The 18,410-nt window shown below is 62.2% G+C and carries 18 protein-coding genes; 14 read left to right on the top strand and 4 right to left on the bottom strand.

The window, feature by feature from the left end; translation table 11 throughout:
* Position 1: 1 nt before the first annotated feature.
* Both KY465_RS04940 and KY465_RS04935 read right to left on the bottom strand, forming a co-directional pair.
* On the bottom strand, positions 2 to 703 hold the full coding sequence (locus KY465_RS04940; RefSeq protein WP_219200374.1) for a fumarylacetoacetate hydrolase family protein: 702 nt from the start codon (positions 701 to 703) through the stop codon (positions 2 to 4).
* Between the two features lie 16 nt (positions 704 to 719).
* The gene (locus KY465_RS04935; RefSeq protein WP_219200373.1) at positions 720 to 1,559 is read right to left on the bottom strand and encodes an IclR family transcriptional regulator; all 840 of its coding nucleotides are present in this window, start codon (positions 1,557 to 1,559) and stop codon (positions 720 to 722) included.
* 166 nt (positions 1,560 to 1,725) lie between these two features.
* On the opposite strand from KY465_RS04935, the gene KY465_RS04930 reads away from it, so the two are divergent.
* The 11 genes from KY465_RS04930 to KY465_RS04880 are packed head-to-tail and all read left to right on the top strand — an operon-like array spanning position 1,726 to position 13,106.
* Complete coding sequence (locus KY465_RS04930; protein WP_219200372.1) at positions 1,726 to 2,625, top strand: MBL fold metallo-hydrolase; 900 nt, start codon at positions 1,726 to 1,728, stop codon at positions 2,623 to 2,625.
* Between the two features lie 11 nt (positions 2,626 to 2,636).
* Complete coding sequence (locus KY465_RS04925; protein WP_219200371.1) at positions 2,637 to 4,241, top strand: FAD-binding oxidoreductase; 1,605 nt, start codon at positions 2,637 to 2,639, stop codon at positions 4,239 to 4,241.
* Positions 4,242 to 4,275: 34 nt separating this feature from the next.
* Entirely contained in the window at positions 4,276 to 5,532 is a 1,257-nt protein-coding gene (locus tag KY465_RS04920; protein ID WP_219200369.1) for a 3-isopropylmalate dehydratase large subunit, read from the top strand.
* Positions 5,533 to 5,540: 8 nt separating this feature from the next.
* A complete protein-coding gene (locus KY465_RS04915) occupies positions 5,541 to 6,050 on the top strand; it encodes a LeuD/DmdB family oxidoreductase small subunit (RefSeq protein WP_219200368.1) in 510 nt (169 codons plus the stop codon).
* A 21-nt stretch (positions 6,051 to 6,071) separates the two neighbouring features.
* Entirely contained in the window at positions 6,072 to 6,935 is an 864-nt protein-coding gene (locus KY465_RS04910; RefSeq protein WP_219200367.1) for an isocitrate lyase/PEP mutase family protein, read from the top strand.
* A gap of 50 nt (positions 6,936 to 6,985) precedes the next feature.
* Positions 6,986 to 8,116: an ABC transporter substrate-binding protein gene (locus tag KY465_RS04905; RefSeq protein ID WP_219200366.1), complete on the top strand. Its 1,131-nt coding sequence runs from the start codon at positions 6,986 to 6,988 to the stop codon at positions 8,114 to 8,116.
* A 56-nt stretch (positions 8,117 to 8,172) separates the two neighbouring features.
* Positions 8,173 to 9,048, top strand: coding sequence for a branched-chain amino acid ABC transporter permease (locus KY465_RS04900; protein ID WP_219200365.1), 876 nt, complete (start codon positions 8,173 to 8,175; stop codon positions 9,046 to 9,048).
* A gap of 2 nt (positions 9,049 to 9,050) precedes the next feature.
* On the top strand, positions 9,051 to 10,010 hold the full coding sequence (locus KY465_RS04895) for a branched-chain amino acid ABC transporter permease (RefSeq protein ID WP_219200364.1): 960 nt from the start codon (positions 9,051 to 9,053) through the stop codon (positions 10,008 to 10,010).
* Positions 10,007 to 10,786, top strand: a complete 780-nt coding sequence (locus KY465_RS04890; RefSeq protein WP_219200363.1) for an ABC transporter ATP-binding protein — start codon at positions 10,007 to 10,009, stop codon at positions 10,784 to 10,786. Before KY465_RS04895 ends, KY465_RS04890 begins: the two co-directional genes overlap by 4 nt.
* The gene (locus KY465_RS04885) at positions 10,779 to 11,486 is read left to right on the top strand and encodes an ABC transporter ATP-binding protein (RefSeq protein WP_219200362.1); all 708 of its coding nucleotides are present in this window, start codon (positions 10,779 to 10,781) and stop codon (positions 11,484 to 11,486) included. The genes KY465_RS04890 and KY465_RS04885 overlap by 8 nt, the downstream gene beginning before the upstream one ends.
* A 3-nt stretch (positions 11,487 to 11,489) precedes the next feature.
* Positions 11,490 to 13,106: an alpha/beta fold hydrolase gene (locus tag KY465_RS04880; RefSeq protein ID WP_219200361.1), complete on the top strand. Its 1,617-nt coding sequence runs from the start codon at positions 11,490 to 11,492 to the stop codon at positions 13,104 to 13,106.
* A gap of 32 nt (positions 13,107 to 13,138) precedes the next feature.
* Here the strand turns inward: KY465_RS04880 and KY465_RS04875 are convergent, their stop codons facing one another.
* Together KY465_RS04875 and KY465_RS04870 are read right to left on the bottom strand one after the other, a co-directional pair.
* On the bottom strand, positions 13,139 to 13,570 hold the full coding sequence (locus KY465_RS04875; protein WP_219200359.1) for a PaaI family thioesterase: 432 nt from the start codon (positions 13,568 to 13,570) through the stop codon (positions 13,139 to 13,141).
* A gap of 59 nt (positions 13,571 to 13,629) precedes the next feature.
* Positions 13,630 to 14,472 (bottom strand): MaoC/PaaZ C-terminal domain-containing protein, encoded by an 843-nt coding sequence (locus tag KY465_RS04870; protein WP_219200357.1) that lies wholly within the window; start codon positions 14,470 to 14,472, stop codon positions 13,630 to 13,632.
* Positions 14,473 to 14,662: 190 nt separating this feature from the next.
* Here KY465_RS04870 and KY465_RS04865 point away from each other — a divergent pair, with 190 nt between their 5' ends.
* The 3 genes from KY465_RS04865 to KY465_RS04855 are packed head-to-tail and all read left to right on the top strand — an operon-like array spanning position 14,663 to position 18,395.
* A complete protein-coding gene (locus tag KY465_RS04865) occupies positions 14,663 to 15,178 on the top strand; it encodes a 2Fe-2S iron-sulfur cluster-binding protein (RefSeq protein WP_219200356.1) in 516 nt (171 codons plus the stop codon).
* A complete protein-coding gene (locus KY465_RS04860) occupies positions 15,175 to 16,200 on the top strand; it encodes an FAD binding domain-containing protein (protein ID WP_219200355.1) in 1,026 nt (341 codons plus the stop codon). Before KY465_RS04865 ends, KY465_RS04860 begins: the two co-directional genes overlap by 4 nt.
* Positions 16,197 to 18,395, top strand: a complete 2,199-nt coding sequence (locus KY465_RS04855; RefSeq protein WP_219200354.1) for a xanthine dehydrogenase family protein molybdopterin-binding subunit — start codon at positions 16,197 to 16,199, stop codon at positions 18,393 to 18,395. The genes KY465_RS04860 and KY465_RS04855 overlap by 4 nt, the downstream gene beginning before the upstream one ends.
* Positions 18,396 to 18,410 lie beyond the last annotated feature (15 nt).

The raw sequence follows: 18,410 nt of genomic DNA, 5'->3' as shown, positions 1-18,410 counted from the left end.
CTCAGGCGATCGAAATCTGCAGATCCGGGAGGGTATCGATGCTGGCGGTGACGTGATCACCGGCTTGCAGAGCCCCGACGCCGTCCGGTGTGCCCGTGAATATCAGATCTCCCGGACGCAACACCACGGCTGCACTGCATTGAGCGATAATTTCCGGTACTGACCAGATGAGATCGGCAAGATCGGCCTGCTGGCGCGTCTCGCCGTTGACCGTCAGGGCGATCCGCCCGGAGGATAAAGCCGTTCTGGCCGAGGATGCTTCACGCTGCGCCGGGCGCAACGGTCCGCAGGGAGCCGAAGCGTCAAACCCCTTGGCCCAGTCCCACGGACGGCCGGCTGCCTTCGCCTTGGCCTGCAGGTCGCGGCGCGTCAGATCGATGCCAACACCATAGCCCCAGATCAGCGCGGTGGCGGCTTCGGCGCTGACAGCGACACCCTCGGCCCCGATCGCAACCACCAGTTCGACCTCATGATGCAGGTCAGTGGTCAGGGGTGGGTAGGCGATCGCGGTACCACTGTCGCAGACTGCATCGGCAGGCTTGGTGAAAAAGAACGGCGGTTCGCGCTCGGGATTGCCGCCCATCTCACGGGCGTGGGCCGCGTAGTTGCGCCCAACGCAAAAGATGCGGCGCACGGGAAAGCGATCGGCACTGTCGGCGATGGCAACGGAAGCGGGGCTCTGGGGCTGGAAAACAAAATTCACGTGACGGGTCCTTCAATCAATAGCCCAGCGCGCTGCGGATTCGCTCGGCGGCCTGCTGCAGACGGGGCAAAAAGGCGGGTTCGTCCTTTCCACGCATCTGCGGCGAGAGTCCGGCCATCGACAGGGCACAAATCAGCTGCCCGTCACCATCGAGGACCGGAACGGCAAGAGCTGCGAGGCCAAGACTGACATCGTCCTCGGCATATTCCCAGCCGCGCTCGCGCACCTCTGCGAGATGGTTGCGGAACTCCGCGATGTCCGTGACCGCGCGCGGCGTAAGGGCATGCAACGGCTCGCTCAGCACCTTGTCGATCTCGGCTTCGGATTGATAGGCGAGTAGAATTTTGGGGGCGCCGCCGGAATTGAGTGGCAGGGTTCCGCCAACCGGCCACCAGTGGACCTCCATACCCTGCATGTCATGCAGGCGCTCAAGGCAAAGGGCGGCGTGGTCGCGATAGACCGACAGAAATGTGGTCAGATGCAGCTCAGCGGCAATGGCAGCGAGTTCGGGGACGGCGATCGAGCGCAGATCAAAGTCATCTACGACGCTGCCGGCGAGCTCGCGGATCAGCCGCCCGAGCCCATATTTCTGGCTGGCCGGATCCTGCACGATCAAGCCTGAATTCATCAGGGTCAGCAACAACCGGCGGGTTGTGCCCTTGTCAAGAGATGCCGCACTGGCGACCTCTGCAAGGCTCTGGTGCGGCTGGGTGCGAAACGTGCGCAGAATATTGGCGGCGCGGGTGACGGCCCGCACATTCGACCCCGGCTTGTCTTTCCCTGCCGGCTTGTTTGCGTCAGCGGGTCCGCCGGTGGGGCGCGGCGGCGCGGAGTACGTGTCATCCAGCTTTTGCATGTGCGTTCCCTTTTCTTCGATGCAGCGCACCTTTCGCCCGCAGCGGCCATAGCAATTTCCAGGTCGACAAACCAGCACCGGGCATTTCGTATGATGAAATCTATTTTATCTGTTGACACGAATGCAAGAGGTTGTTTAGCTGCCCCCGACTTTGGAGGAGGTTTGTATGGCCGGCTGGCGCATCGGCGACATTGCTGTCGAGCGGGTGGAGGAATTTTTCTCTGCCGGGCTGGCGCTGGAGTCGCAGTTCGTCGGTTTCGATCCTGCGCTCTTCGATCAATTTCCCGAGTTGTCGGACATGGACCGCGTCGATCCGGAAACGGGGCGAACCTTTGCCAGTATCCACAGCTGGCTGATGCGCTATGGCGATGAAATCATCCTTGTCGATACGGCCTCCGGCAACCACAAGGAACGGCTTAATCCGAGTTATGCGCGCTTCCACATGCTCGACACGGATTATCTCGGTGTTTTAAAGCGCGCGGAAGTGAAGCCAGAGGATGTTTCCGTCGTCGTCAACACGCATATGCATGTTGACCATTCCGGCTGGAACACCCGGCTCGAGGACGGTCGGTGGGTACCAACGTTTCCCAACGCCCGCTACGTCTTCGGCCGGGACGAATATGCCAATTGGCAGCCGGGCGGCGTCACCGCCCTGGCCCAGCCGGAGGGCTTGGCGGTGATCGCCGACAGCATCGATCCGATCGTCGATGCCGAGATGGTGGACTGGGTTTCGGATGGGGACGAACTGCGACCTGGATTGCGTTTTCGGGCCGCTCCCGGCCACACCAGCGGGCAGCTTGTCCTGGAGGTGACCTCGCAGGGTGAAACCGGAATCTTCACGGCCGACACGATGCACCGCGCCATGCAGGTCTTCGAACCAGAGCTGAATTGCGCATGGTGTGAAGACAACAGCGTGGCGCCGGTGACGCGTAAGCAGCTGCTGACGCACTGCGCCGAGCAGCGCGCCCTGATTTTTCCCGCACATTTCGACCGGCCGCATGTGGGCCGGATTGCCCACCGGGATGATGGCGGTTTTCGATTCATTCCGGTCGAAGAAGCGGCCTAAGGAGTTCAATGATGCAGACCGCACAGACCCTCAACAGTGATTCCTCAGCGGTGACACGTCAGCTTCAGGACGTGCTCGGCGCAAACTACAAGAATGACGATGAGACGCGCGCCTACTACTCCAACGACGTTTTCTGGCAGTCGGGAACACGGCCGCTCGGCGTGGCAATGCCCGAGGATGCGGACAGCGCGGCCCGCGCCGTGGCGACGTGTAGCCAATCCGGTGTGGCGATCGTGCCGCGCGGCGGTGGCATGTCCTACACAAAAGGCTACCTTCCGGCCGTCAGCAGCGCGGTGGTGTTCGACATGCGCGGCCTCAATCGGGTTATCGAGGTCAACGAGGATGACCTCTTCATCACGGTGGAAAGCGGCTGCACCTGGGCCGAAGTCAATGCGGCGCTCGATGGCACCGGTTTGCGGACCGGCTACTGGGGTCCGCTGTCCGGTGTGAATGCGACAGTCGGCGGCGCGCTGTCGCAAAACAGCGCCTTTTTCGGATCGGCGCGCAATGCCACGGTCGCCGATTCGGTGATTGGCGTCGAGGTGATCCTGGCCGACGGCGCACGGGTGACAACCGGTGCCGGTGGTCGGCAGGGCGCCAAGCCGTTCACCCGCGAGGGTGGCCCGGATCTGACCGGCCTTTTCCTGGGTGACAATGGGGCGCTTGGCCTGAAGACGGCAGCGACGCTGCGGCTGTGGCCAAAGCCGGCTGCGACCGATTACCTCTCCTTTGGCTTTGAGACCATGGCAGACATGGCGGCGGTGCAGGTGGGGCTGGCGCGCGAACGGCTGGTTTCCGAAGGGTTCGGGATCGACCGCACGAAGGCCTCCCACTCGGCCAGCGTCAACCGTATTTCCGATGGTCTGAAGACGCTGGGAAATGTGGTGCGCGGCGGCAAGACCTTCGTCTCCGGTCTCAAGGATGCCGCGGCTGTGGCGACTGGAGGAGCCAGTTTCCTGAAGGCGCACAATTTCACGCTGCATCTGGTGCTCGAAGCGCGCAACGACGATGAGCTGAAGACCTCGATGGCGCGGGCGCGCGAAATCGGGGCTGAACATGGCGTCGAAATCGAGAACTCGGTGCCGAAGGTGATGCGCTCCAAGCCGTTCAGTCCGGTGCGCGGCATGCTCGGTCTCGAGGGTGAGCGCTGGGTGCCCATTCACGGCGTGTTTCCGCTTGGTGATTGGAAGCGGGTGGTGGAGGCCAATGATGCTTTTTTCGAAGAGCGTCGCGCGTTTCTCGAAAAGCATGGCATTGTCTATTCGGTCATGACCATGACGGTTGGCGGCGAGTTTTTCATCGAGCCGGCCTTCTACTGGCACGACGAGATCACCGACCTGCATGCCAAAAGCGTCGGCGAAGACACGGTCAAGGCCTGGCGCGATCGTCCGGCCAACCCGGCGGCGCGCGATGCTGTGGCGCAACTGCGCAGCGAGACGCAGGATCTCTATATTTCTCTCGGAGGCGTCAACTGGCAGGTGGCGCGCGACTATCCGTTCAAGTCGGTGCTCAAACCGGAAACCTATGCTCTGCTCTCGGCAATCAAGGCGGCGGTCGATCCGCATGGCCTGATGAACCCGGGATCGCTCGGGCTGGGTTCCGACGACGCACGCTAGGCATTGCGGCGGGCACACCGCCGAAGGAGGCACTATGGGTTACACGATCACCGAAAAGATACTTGCTCGGGCTGCCGGCCTGCCGCATGTGAAGGCCGGTGAGGAGATCATGGCGAAGCCCGATTTCGTGCTCGCCTATGATTTCCCCGGATACACCGACGTGTACTTCAAGCAGATGAAGGAGGAGTTCGGCATCGACAAGGTCGCCGAGCCTGAGCGCTTCGGCATCTTCATCGATCACATGGTGCCGGTGGCCACGCCGAAGGAAGAAGAACTGCACGAGGGCACCCGCGCCTGGTGCGCGCATAACAATGTCGAATTGTTCGAGCGGCGCGGCATCGGTCACCAGGTGGCTGCCGAAGTGGGGTTCGCGACCCCTGGCGCATTCGTGGTGCATTTTGATGGTCACATCAGCCAACTGGGCACCTATGGCACGCTCGGCATCGGCATGCGGCGCAATGTGCTCGAAGCCTTCGTGCGTGAGAAGGTGTCGATCAAGGTGCCGGAAACAGTACGCATCAATCTGACCGGCGAATTGCGGCCGGGCGTGATGGCACGTGACGTCTTTCACCACATCGTGCGGGTGCTCGGCCCCTCGTCCTGCCGCTTTCAGGTGATGGAGCTGGGCGGTGACGGCATCGACAAGCTGAGCACCGAAGGCATCCAGTCGATCACCTGCCTGGCAATGTTCACCGGGGCTCTGACGGCCATCGTCAATCCGGACCAGAAACGGCTCGACTACGCGCTGCCACGGGCACGCAAGCAGCTCGATCCCGTCTATAGCGATCCCGACGCCGACTATGCGGAAGTGCATGAAATCGATCTTTCGGCGCTCGAGCCGATCGTCGTCGTGCCACCAACACCGGCCAACACACGCGACCTCTCCGAATATGCGGGGCTGGAAGTGCATACAGGATATCTCGGTTCGTGCGCATCCGGTCGTCTGGAAGATATGGAAATCGCGGCGCGGGTGTTGAAAGGGCGGCGGGTGAAGACCGGCTTCAGCCTGCATGTCATTCCCACCAGCCAGGAAATCATGGCCGATGCGGCGCGGCTTGGCTACATCTCGACCCTTGTCGAGGCGGGCGCGTTCGTCTCTTCGCCAAGCTGCGACTACTGCTTCGGGCGGATCGCCACGATGACGGAAAAACAGCGCGCCGTTTCGACCGGAACGCTGAACGTCAAGGGCCGGATGGGCAGTCCGGATTCGGAAATCTATCTGTGCAATGCCGCCGCTGTCGCCGCTTCGGCGATTGAGGGCCGGATCACGGATCCGCGGAAATATCTGTGAGGTCGGACATGGCGCTGCAAAATCTCAAGGGACGGGTCGCCTTCATCTTCGAAGAGGACGATTTCGATGTCGATCAGATCGTCGGGGTGAAGAACATCAAGATTCAGGATCTGGATGAACTCGCCGGACTGGCGATGCAGTCCTACGATCCGGATTTCGCCTCGCAGGTGCGGCCCGGCGACATCATCGTCGGCGGCATCAATTTCGGCTATGGGCATCCCCACTATCCGCCGATGAAGGCGCTTCGGCATCTCGGCATCGCCGGCGTTGTCGCGGAGTCGTTTTCGCCCGGCTATTGGCGCGGCGAAATCTCGATGGGATTCCCGCAGTGCAGCTGCCCAGGCATCCGCAAGGCGGTCAAGCGCTGGGACGAGATCGAGGTCGATTGGGCGGAAGGGGTGATCCGCAACCTTTCGCAAGACACGCAGATCGCCTTCGAGCCGCTGGCGCTCAGCGACGCGATGATGCTCGAGGCCGGTGGTCTGCTTCCTTATTTGAAGAACAACCCGGCCAACTGAACGGCCAAGGAGATTTACACGATGCCGCGCAATTCCGATTTCATCACCCGCCTGAAGAGCCAGAAGACGGTCTGGGCTGCGGGTGCCTATGACGCGATGTCAGCAAAGCTGATCGAGCAGGCGAAGTTTGATGCGGTGATGACGTCGGGTTTCGGTGTCTCTGCCAGCCATCTCGGTCTGCCCGATGCCGAACTCTACACCATGACTGAAAATCTCAATGTGACGCGCAATGTCACCAATGTCGTCGATATCCCGGTGATTGCCGATATCGACACCGGTTACGGCAACGCAATCAACGTCATGCGCACGGTGCGCGAATTCGAGAACGCCGGCCTTTCCGCCGTCATCCTTGAAGATCAGCTGGCGCCGAAGCGTTGCCCGATCTGTGTCGGCGGAGTCGAGGTGATCTCTCTTGAAGAGGGCGTTGCCAAGATCGAGGCCGCGGTAGCCGCGCGGCGTGACCCGAACATGGCAATCATTGCGCGCACCGACGTCGTCGATGCCGACGAGGCGATCCGGCGCGGCAAGGCCTATGTGAAGGCCGGCGCCGATATCATCCAGCCGATTTCAAAATGCTTCAATTCGATCGACGGGCTGAAGGCCATGCGCGAGGGCTGCGGCGTGCCGCTGTCGCTGCAGGTGCTCGGCTGGTTGGAAAAAGAGCTGTCGCCGGAGGAGATCGAGAGTGTCGCGGGTCTGGCGGTATTTGCCCTGACGCCCCTGATGACCGCAGCTCAGGCGCTGCAGGACAATCTCAAGGTGCTCGCCGAGAAGCGCAGCACCACGGATCTGCCGCATCGGCGCATGGACCATAACGAATTCATTGACTTCATCGGCTTCACCGAGGTCGAGCAGCTGCAACTCAAATACCTGCCGAACGCCTGAGGGGTTCGGCAGCCCTTATCCAAAGAGAGTCTTACAGGGAGGTAAGCACAATGATGAAACGTAAATACCTGATGGCCGCGGCGGCGGCAGTGTTGCTTGGGACCGCGTTCGGCGCCCAGGCACAGGACAAGGAACCGGTGCGCATCGGCACGATCGCGCCGCTCTCGGGTCCCGGCGCATTCGATGGCCAGCTGGCCGTTGAAGGCATGGAAGCCATGGTCGAGATCGTCAATGAGAATGGCGGTATCCTTGATGGCCGGATGATCGAACTCGTCAAGTATGACGACAAGGGCAATCCGGAAGAAGGCGTCAGCGCCGCCAAACGTGCGATCGAGCAGGACGATGTCGACGCGATCGTCGGCGGCTGGTTCTCCTCGGTTGCACTGACGATGAAGGAAGTGACGCGTGACCGCATCATCAACGTGATGACATCGACGCAGCATCCGAACACCACCAAGGAAGGTCACAAATATCTGTTCCGTCTGAACGCCACCTCGGTGATGATGTCGGAAACCTATGCGAAGTTCATCTGTGACAAGATGGATATCGAAACGATTGCCTTCATCACCATCAACGATGATTACGGTCGCCTGGAAGTCGAGAACTACGAGCGGCTGCTGGATGAATGCGGCATCGAAGTGCTCGGCAACGAGTTCTACAACAAGGATGACACCGACTTCACCACGGCGCTGACCAAGCTGAAGGCTCTGGATTCGGACGCCATCTACGTTTCGGCCATCAACACCGCCCAGGGCGCCACCATTTACCGGCAGATCAAGCAGTCGGGCTACAAGGGCACGACGATCGCCTCGGCCGGCAACATGAACCCGAAGCTGGTTGAACTGTCCGGCCCTGCGCTGGAAGGCGTGTATTCGGTGTCGCTGTTCGCGCCCGATAGCGACAGCGAGAAGCTGAAGGCCTGGATGGAGCAGTACGGCGAGATGTTCAGCAACGAGCCGTCCTTCATCGGTTCGCTCGGCGCCCAGGCGGTCGAACTGCTGGCCGGTGCGATGGACGAGGCTGGCAGCGCCCGCGATTACGACAAGATCGCCGAAGCGCTGCGTGGCCATGAGTGGGAAACCATCCTCGGCACCATCAACTTCGACGAGATCGGCCAGGCGATGCAGAACATCTACCTGGTGCAGGTCAAAGATGGTGAAATCACCTCGGTCAACGAATAGGACCGAACTGGGATGCGCGCCAACCGGCGCGCATCTCTCGCAAGAGGGGGATTCCCATGGACTACGTCGTTTTTGCCCAACAGTTGACCAATGGCCTGGTCAACGGGATGACTTATGTGCTGATCGCTACCGGGCTGACGCTGGTCTTCGGTGTGCTTCACATCATCAATTTTGCTCATGGCGAATTCTACATGCTGGGGGCGTTCTTCACCTATTTCGCCGCCAAGCTTCTCGGACTGGACTACATCTCCGCGGCGGTGGTCGCGACGCTTGGTGTGGCGGTCCTGGGGATCTTTGCCAACCGGCTGTTTTTCTGGCCGTTGCGCAAGGAGCATGAATTCACCGTGCTCTTGTCGAGCCTCGGGCTCGCACTGCTGTTGACCAATGGTGGCGAATTGATCTTCGGGGCCGATCCGAAATACGTGCCCAGCCCCTTCGCCGACAGCGTTTTTGAAGTTGGCCAGCTGATCGTCACGCAGCAGCGGGTGCTGATCTTCGTGGTCGGCGCGCTGGTCCTGTTCGGTCTCAATCTGTTCATACGCCATTCCCGCATGGGCAAGATGATGCGGGCGACGGCGCAGAACCCGGAAGGCGCGGCCCTGTCCGGCGTCAACATCCGCCAGGTCTATACCGTCACCTTCGTGCTGGCCTGCGGGCTGGCGGCACTCGCCGGCGCGCTCGTCGGACCGACGGCAATGATCTTTCCGACGGTCGGCAGCTGGGCTGTCCTGAAAGGCTTTATCGTCGTCATCCTGGGTGGTCTGGGCAGTATTCCTGGCGCCCTGATCGGCGGGCTGACGCTCGGCGTCGTTGAATCTCTTGCCGGTGGCTACATTTCGCTCGGCTTCGCCCAGGCGATTGGCTACGCCATCATCATCGTGGTGCTGTTGTGGCGGCCGCAAGGCCTGTTCGGCACAGCCCGGAGAACATGATCATGTCCCGTAAAATCACCATACCCGTGATCCTGCTCGCGGCGCTGGCACTGCCATTCATGACGGCGAACACCTATTTCCACCATCTGATGGTGCTGTGGATGTTGTTTTCGCTGCTCGCGCTGAGCCTCAATGTCATCATCGGCTATATCGGCGAACTGAGCTTCGGCCATGCCGCCTTCTTTGGAATCGGCGCCTACACGGCGGCGATCCTGGGGATGCATTTCGGTCTTGCGGGCATTCCCGGCATTCTTCTGGCGGCCATCGTCGCCGGCCTGTTCGGTTTCGTCATCGGCTACGTTTCGCTGCGCATCGTCGGGCCGCAGTTCGCAATCCTGACGCTCGGCTTCGGATCGATCATCTACACGATCACCAATTACTGGGTGGATCTGACGCGTGGGCCGATGGGGATTTCCAACATTCAGCCGCTGGGTCTGTGGGGTGGCGACGGCATCGCGCTGACCAGCGCGATCGGATATTACTACGTTATCCTCGGCTGCGTCGTAGCCTTCGCCTATGCCTGCCACGCGCTGATGAGCAGCCGCACGGGACGGGCCTTCATCGCCACGCGCGAAAATGCGCCGCTTGCCGCTTCACTGGGGATCGACGTGTTCCGCATGAAGCTGCTCGGCTTCGTCGTCGCGACCGCGGTCGCCGGTGTCGGCGGCGCGCTTTACGCGCACTATCTGACGGTGGTGACGCCGGACGTAATGAGCATGCAGTATGTTGCCGCCCTGATCATCATGGTGATCGTCGGCGGACGCGGGACGATTTCCGGGCCGATCATCGGTGCCCTGATCTATGTGGCGCTTCTGGAAGCCCTGCGGGCGCTCGGTCCGCTGCGCCTGGTCATCTTCGCAGCTCTGCTGACTGCTTCCGTGATCTTTCTGCCGGGCGGCATTGTCAGCCTCTGGCGGAGAATCACCGGCGCTGACACGCCGCACCAGGAGGGGGCGCAATGAGCAAGGAAACGATTCTCGAAGTTTCGGGACTGACCAAGGCGTTCGGCGGCCTGACGGCCGTCAAGGCTGTCGATCTGACGGTGCAACGCGGCGAGATCCTTGGCGTCATCGGACCGAATGGCGCCGGCAAGACGACGTTTTTCAACGTCATCGCCGGGTCCCTGCCGCCGACGTCCGGCTCGGTGCGCTTCAAGGGCAATGACTGCACCGGGATGCGGGCCGACCGCATGGCGCGGCTGGGAATGACGCGCACGTTCCAGATCACTTCGCTGTTTCCGGCGTTGTCGGCGATCGATAATGTTCGAGCAGCAACCTATCGTCACAAGAAGACCGGCTGGGCGGCAGCTATCTTGCGCAACAGGGCCTGGCAGGACGAAGAAGCGGATGTCGATGCCGAAGCGATGCGGGCACTGGAGTTCGTCGATCTTGGCAAGCGGGCGCATGTCAATGCCGAGGCGCTGTCCTACGGGGAGCAGCGACGGCTGGAGATTGCCATCGCGATCGCCGCCAAGCCGGAATTGCTGCTGCTCGACGAACCGGCGGCAGGGATGAACCCGGAAGAGGGTCAGCGTCTGGTGTCGATGATCAAGCGGATCCGCGATGAAGGGATCAGTATTTTGCTGGTTGAGCATCATATGCGCGTCGTGATGGGCGTCTGCGATCGGGTCGCGGTGATCGACCATGGCGAAAAGATCGCCGAGGGCAAACCGCTCGATGTTGTCAACGATCCGAACGTCGTCCGGGTCTATCTGGGCAGGGAGGCCGTCCATGCTTGAAGTTTCCGATATCGTGGTGCGCTACGGCCGGCGCGAAGTTATTCATGGCCTGTCGCTGAAGGTCGCCGAGGGCGATGTCGTGACGCTCGTCGGCTCGAACGGAGCGGGCAAGACGACAACGCTCAAAACCATCTCCGGCATGCTCAAGCCGGTGTCGGGATCCATTTCCTTTGACGGCGAACGCATCGACAAGATGGATCCGCACGAGATCATTGCGCACGGTGTCGTCCAGATTCCGGAGGGTCGTCTGTTGTTTCCCGACATGACGGTCGGTGAGCATCTCGAGCTTGGCGCCGTGCGCGCCCGCTCCGGCGGTCGCAGTTACGGCGAGCGGATCGACTGGATCCATGAGATGTTTCCGATCCTGCTCGAGCGCAAGGAGCAGAAGGCCGGCACGCTCTCGGGGGGACAGCAGCAGATGCTGGCGATCGCCCGCGGCCTGATGGCCAATCCGCGCTGTCTGATGCTCGATGAGCCGTCACTGGGCTTGGCGCCGATCATGGTCGATCAGCTCGAGGACACGATCAAGAGTCTCAACGAAGCGGGCATGACCATCCTTCTGGTCGAGCAGCGCGTCGATCTGGCGCTGCGTCTCGCCAGCCGCGGCTATGTGCTTGAGACCGGCAGCATCGCTCTCGAAGAAGATGCCAAGGTCCTGCTTGCCGATCCGCGGGTGAAAACCGCTTATCTGGGAATCTAGGTCATGGCGCAGAATGCAAGTTCCGGCGCACGCGCACCGCGGCCATTCTATGTGACCACTGCGGCCGGACAGGTGCGTTTGTGGCAGATCGGCGAGGGGCCCGACCTTGTTCTGCTCGGCGGTCTCATCGATGCGGCAGAAGATCTGGCGGCGAGGGCCGGCGCCGCATTGCCGGGCTGGCGGGTGACGGTCGCGGAATTGCCCGGCATCGGCGGCTCTGCCGGCGTCAACCCGCAGTCAGCGGACGCCTGCGCCGAGGCCCTGTCTGAAGCGCTTGCCTGGCTTGGCCGGGGTAAGATCGTGCTTGGCGGAGTTGATCTTGCCATGGGGCTGACCGCCCTGGTGGCACGGCGGCTTGATGCCGAAGTGGTGACGCTGCCGGTGATCGGCCGGCGGCGGGCACAGGGTTGGCGCAAGGCGAAAATTCTGCCCCCCGAACTGTCGCCGCGGCAAGACGGCAGCCATTTGCAGGCGCTGTGGAGCTTTCTGCGTGATCGGCATCTGCTCAAGCCCGACAATCCCGGCCTGCCGGCGACACGCGGTGAACCCCTGCCGGATGATGCGGCTTTGTCGCGCTGTTTTGTTGCGGCAGCGGTCAACCCGCAGCGCTTCGCGGCGCTGTGGAACCTGTGCCTTGATCTGGCCGGAGACGATGTGGCCGGTTCGGTTCCGGTGGATCACATTGCCGGACTTGGCGAGGCGCTGTCGGCGCCCAGCTTCACCGCAGGCGGACAACAGCCGCCGGCGACCGCGCCGCTGCCGGATCGTCAGATCTGGCATGACTATGTCGAGACGGCCAATGGCCGCATGCATCTGCGTCGGGCCGGTGGCGCGGGACGACCGATCCTGGTTATCCCGACCGGCGGTGGATCTTCCTCGCAGTTCGCCCCGGTGGTGCGCGGTCTGGCGAAAGGCACCGAAGGAGAGCGGGCGGTATTCGCAGTCGACTATCTCGGCAACGGCCTGTCCGAGAAATCACGGGTGCCCGTCGATATTGGCAGCCTTGCCAAAGACATGATTGCCCTGATCGATGCAATGGAGATAGATCAGATCGATGTCTGGGGATCCCACACCGGGTCGCTGGTGGCGCTGGAAATGGCGGTGATTGCGCCCGAGCGTGTGGGAAAACTGGTGATGGAAGGCCCGGTGTTCATCAGCGCTGATTTCCAGGCCGACCTGCTCGAGCACTATTTTCCGAAGATCGAAGCCGACAAATGGGGGCTGCACCTGCCGCTGGTGTGGAACTGGCGGCGAGATCTGTTCATGTTCTGGCCGTGGTACCGGGTCGAACGCGATGCGGCGCGCGCGCTCGGCGTACCGGATGCCGAGGAATTGCACATGTATGCGATCGGTATCCTGGAAAGCGGCGCGAGCTATGACGGCGCCTATCGTTCAGCCTTTTCCTACGATACGCGGTCGCGTCTGCCGCAATTGACACGCCCGGCCCTGATCTGCGCCGGACCCAACGACATGCTGAAGGACGGGCTGGTGGAGTCGCGCCAGTTGGGGCCGAAAGGCCTCGTCGAGGTGTGCGAGACACCGACCACGGTGTGGTGGCCGAACCCGGATCCGGCCGAGGCGGAAGAGACGCTGGCGCTATATCGCGACTTTCTCGCCTAGGGTCCTGTGCACAAGGCGTCCTGGTTCCCGGCTTACGGCGTCTTCGGACGCCGGGCCACGATCTTCCAGACCCCCTGACACGAAGCCACCAGGGCGTCGTTCGAGAACACCCTGCCTTCAACGAAGACCAGCGAGCGCGTCTTGCGCACGATCTCCGGCTGCGTTGTGACAAATGTGCGAAGGGGGGTCGCCGCGATGAACTGGCAGGAGAACTGCACGGTCACGCACGGTGTCTGGTCGGCGGCAGCCCAGGCCTCCAGGCCGAAGACGCGGTCGGCAAAGGTCATGATCATGCCGCCCTGCACGACGCCAAGCAGGTTGGCGTGGTGATCGCGGGCGGCGAAGCCATAGGCCCGTCCGCTGCCCTCCAGACGCTGCCAGAACGGGCCGACATGATCGATGAACCCGGCATCGGGAACCGGTTCCCAGCCTTCTGCCGCGGGGTCGAAATCGCTCGTGCTCATATGCTTTCCTGATGGGTTGATTGGCCGCGTCTGGCGCGGTTGAGTGCGTCCGGACTGCTTTATGCGAAGGTGCCGTTGTCGACCACCGCTTTGCCGTCGGCTTTTCGCGTCACCCTGAAAAAGCCGTCCAGCCAGATCGACACTTCAAGGTGATCGCCCGGATAGACCGGCGCCGTGAAGCGGCCTGACATGCTTTTCATCGCGTGCGGTTCCCAGTCATACACGGCAGCAAGCAACACGCGCGCCGCAATGCCATAGGTGCACAATCCATGCAGGATCGGGCGATCGTAGCCCGCCCGGCGCGCCGTTTCAGGATTGCTATGGAGAGGATTGTGATCGCCGTTCCAGCGATAATACAGGGCCTGCTCCGGGCGCGTTTCCGCCGCGATCACGAGATCCGGGTCGCGGTCTGGCAAGCTCGGCGGCGGCACCGCTTCGGTGGTCGAGTGACCAAAGCCGCCATCGCCGCGCAGGAAAATGGTACTGCGGGTGATTGCGAGAACGGAGCCTTCAGGGGTTGTCAGCTCCTTTTCGCTGTACAGCAAGGCGCCGCGGCCGGCGCCCTTGTCGACCAGGCCCGTAACGCGTGTCGTGCCGATGACAGTGCCTGAACTGGGCAGCGGCGCGCGGATCTTTATGCTTTGCTCGCCATGCAGTAATCGGACGGCATCGACCCCCGTATCGGGGTGGCCAAGCCAGAAGCCCGGCTGACCAAGGACAAGAGCCAGTGTGGGGAAAGCGGTGACCGCCTGGCTGCCACCGACGAATTTCAGTGCCGGCTCATTTATCGGGTCCTGTCCGATGCCGATGGACAGGGCATAAAGAGCGCTGTCGCGTGCCGTATAGGTCTGGCGTACCGGAGCGATCCGATAGTTCATCAGATGATCGACGTTGAGTGGCATGGCCGCAACCCTTCAATACTGCGAAGGGTGGATGTCTAGAACAACAAGAGCCGAAAATCGAGACGAACAGCCTGGCCCACTTCATCTCTGCGGGCGCGGAACCTTTGCCGTGACCACCCGTTGGCTTTTCTGAAAGGCAAATTGGCCATCTGCGCCTGCGGCAGTCCTTGCGGCGGATAAAGGATTCTCAATGAAAACCGAACTGACTGTGAACGGCGTGTCGCGAGATCTTGACCTAGATCCGCGCGTCACGCTGCTCGACGCATTGCGTCATCATCTGCACATGACCGGAACGAAAAAGGGTTGTGATCACGGTCAGTGCGGCGCCTGTACGGTGCTTGTTAACGGCCGGCGGATCAATTCCTGCCTGACGCTGGCGGTGATGCATGAGGGCGACCAGGTCGAGACGGTCGAGAGCCTTGGTTCGCCGGAGGCGCCGAACCCGCTGCAGGAAGCCTTCATCAGTTGTGACGGGTTCCAGTGCGGCTACTGTACGCCCGGGCAATTGATGTCGGCGACGGCGATGCTGGAAGAGGCAAAGGAAGGCTGGCCGTCGCATGTCAGCGAATCGCTCAGCAATCCGGGCACGCTCTCAGACGCGGAGATCGCCGAGCGAATGAGCGGCAATCTGTGCCGCTGCTCGGCCTATCCCGGCATACGTCAGGCAATCGCCCGAACGCAGGGCGATGCGGGAGGCAAGTCATGAGGTCGTTCGACTATCGGCGGGCGGACAGTCTGGCTGCCGCGCGTGAAGGGCTTGGAGAGGCAGCGCAGATCATTGCCGGGGGCACCAATCTCCTTGATCTGATGAAATTGCAGGTGATGACGCCGAAGCAGCTTCTCGACATCAACCGGGTGCCCGGGCTGAGGGAGATTACAGAGACAGAAAACGGCCTGAAGATCGGCGCGCTGGTCAGCAATTCCGACCTTGCCGCCGATCCGCGCATCCGCTCGGACTACCCGGTTCTGGCGCGGGCCATTCTTGCGGGAGCATCGGGCCAGATCCGCAACAAGGCGACGACGGGCGGCAATTTCCTGCAGCGCACCCGCTGTCCGTATTTTTACGATACTTCGATGGCGTGCAACAAGCGGCAACCGGGCAGCAGCTGCACGGCCATAGGCGGCATCAGCCGCATGACGGCAATCCTCGGCGTTTCCGAGCACTGCATTGCCGCCCATCCTTCCGACATGGCCGTGGCGATGCGGGCGCTTGACGCGCGTCTCGACGTGGCCGATGCGACGGGTGATGTCCGGCAGGTTGGCATGGATGAGTTGTATTGCCTGCCGGGGGAGCGTCCCGATATCGAGACGACGCTGGCCCCTGACGATATCATCACCGCAGTGCACCTGCCGCAAAAGCAGAGCGGCGCCGTTCACGTCTATCGCAAGGTGCGCGATCGGGCCTCCTATGCTTTCGCGCTGGTTTCAGTGGCCGCGATCGTGACGAGGCGTGAGCAGCGCATCGCAACAGCCGCACTGGCCTTCGGCGGTATCGGTTCCCGGCCATGGCGGAACAGTGAGGTCGACGAGATGCTCGCCGGAGAAGTGCCAGGCGAACCGCTCTTCGCCGCGGCAGCGGATCGATTGCTTGCGGAAGCCCGCACGGAGGAGGGCAATGCCTTCAAGACGCGGCTGACGCGGCGGACGATGATCTCGGTGTTGCGCGAGGCCACGGGGCTGGAACCGGCATCGGTCGGCACGGACCGGGTAGAGGAGAGCGCGGCATGAACGACCGTTTCAAGATGGATGAGGCGCAGCCGCGCCTGCTGGACAGCACTGGACAGGGGATCATCGGGACTGAGATGGACCGTCCCGATGGCCGGCTGAAGGTGTGTGGCGCGGCCCCTTATGCGGCCGAGTTCGCGGCCGACCGGATGGCGCATGGCGTTCTGGTGCGGGCGACGGTCAGCAAGGGCCGGGTTCTTGCGCTGAATGACGAGAGCATTCGCGAGATGCCCGGCTTTCTCGGGCTCTTTCACGATGGCACGATGCTGCGCAATTCGGCGCAGGGGATGGCCGGAGAGGCACCGGTCCAGCCCGGATTGCGCGTCGATTATCACGGACAATCGGTCGCCGTCGTCGTTGCCGAAACATTCGAGCAGGCGCGCGATGCGGCACAGCAACTTGCCGTGCGTTTCGAAGCGGCAGAGGAAGTCGAGGTGGATCCGGAGACCGCTGAAGCGATCGAGCTCGACGAGGACAGCTCTGAGCAGTTCGGCGATCTTGAGGCCGCGATGGCGGAAGCCGTTCACACGGTCGACAGCGTGTACACGACGCCCGGTCATGTCTCGGCGGCAATGGAGCCGCATGCCTCGCTGGCCGAGTGGCACGAAGGAAACCTCAGCCTGCACGGCTCCTACCAGATGTTGCGTTTCAACAAGAAAGAGCTGGCGGATTCGCTTGGTGTCGATGCCGACCGGGTGCGCATCCTTGCGCCGTTTGTCGGCGGCGGATTCGGGTCAAAGCTCGGCATTGGCGCGGAAGCGGTCGCGGCGGCGGTGGCGGCGCGTGAGCTTGACCGACCCGTTCGGGTGGTGATGGCGCGGCAACAGGTGTTTGATTGCGTGTTGCGGCGTACGGAGACGCGGCAAAGGCTGCGGCTGGCAGCGGATGAAGATGGCCGGCTGTCCGGCGTCGGTCACGAGGACCGCATCTCGCAATTGCCGGAGGAAAGCTTTGGCGAGCCGACAGCCACAGCCACGCATTTTATGTATGGCGGCAAGAATCGTCTGTATCGCAAGGAAATAGCCCGCATCCACCGCACGCCGAGTGGATCGGTGCGGGCGCCGGGCGAAGCGGTTGGCATGCTGGGTCTGGAAGGGGCCATGGACGAACTGGCTGAGGTCTGCGGCATTGACCCGGTCGAATTGCGCCTGCGCAATATCCCCGACACACATCCCGAGACGGGCAAGCCGTATTCGTCGCGCAGCCTGGCGGAATGCCTGAAACAAGGGGCGTCGCAATTCGGCTGGGAGAACCGGCCCGCTGCGGGAAGCCGCCGCGAGGGACAATGGTATATCGGCTGTGGCGTGGCCTCTGCGGCGCGCTCCAACTCCCTGGTGCGGGCCGACGCACGCGTGACGCTTTCAGCTGACGGCGCCATTGTGGAAACCGATCTGACAGACATCGGTACCGGCAGCTACGCGATCCTGACGCAGATTGCGGCGGAAATGCTTGGCCTGCCGGCAAGCAAGGTAACGACCCGACTTGGCGACACCGACCTGCCAGGGGCTTCCGGATCCGGCGGTTCATTCGGGGCCGGATCGACGGGTTCGGCGGTTTTTCTCGCAGCGAAGAAAATACGCGCCCGCCTGGCCGAAAAGCTGGGTTGTGATGTCGATTCGCTGACCTTGAAAGATGGCGTGGCGCGCGGCGGCAATGTGGAAAAGCCGCTACGGGATCTGTGCGTCGAACCGATTTGCGAAGAAGCGGGTATTACCGCAGGCAAGCTGGGTGACGACTATGAGCAGGCCAGTTTCGGGGCGCATTTCGCCGAGGTGGCGGTACATGCCGACAGCGGAGAGGTGCGGGTTCGCCGCATGCTCGGCGTGTTTGCCGCCGGACGCATCCTCAACGTCAAGACGGCACGATCGCAGTGCATCGGCGGCATGGTCTGGGGGATCGGCTCGGCCCTGATGGAAGAGCTCGGGCATGACCCGCGCACGGGCCATATCATCACCCGCGATCTTGCCAATTACCACATTGCATCGAATGCGGACGTGCCGTTGATTGATGTGCATTTCATCGAGGAACGCGACGATCAATCCAATCCCATTCAGTCGAAGGCGATCGGTGAGCTGAGCATTTCAGGTGCCGGGGCGGCGGTGGTCAATGCCATCTACAATGCCTGCGGCGTGCGAATCCGCGCTTTTCCGGCCACGCCGGACAAGGTGGTCGCCGGGTTGGAGGCGCTGGGCCTCTGAGCCCGGCTCCCGATC

This window comes from Neohoeflea coraliihabitans, assembly GCF_019334345.1.
GTDB lineage: Bacteria > Pseudomonadota > Alphaproteobacteria > Rhizobiales > Rhizobiaceae > Pseudohoeflea > Pseudohoeflea coraliihabitans.
Note: the sequence above shows the minus strand (reverse complement) of the source record. Positions and strands in the feature narration are given on the sequence as shown.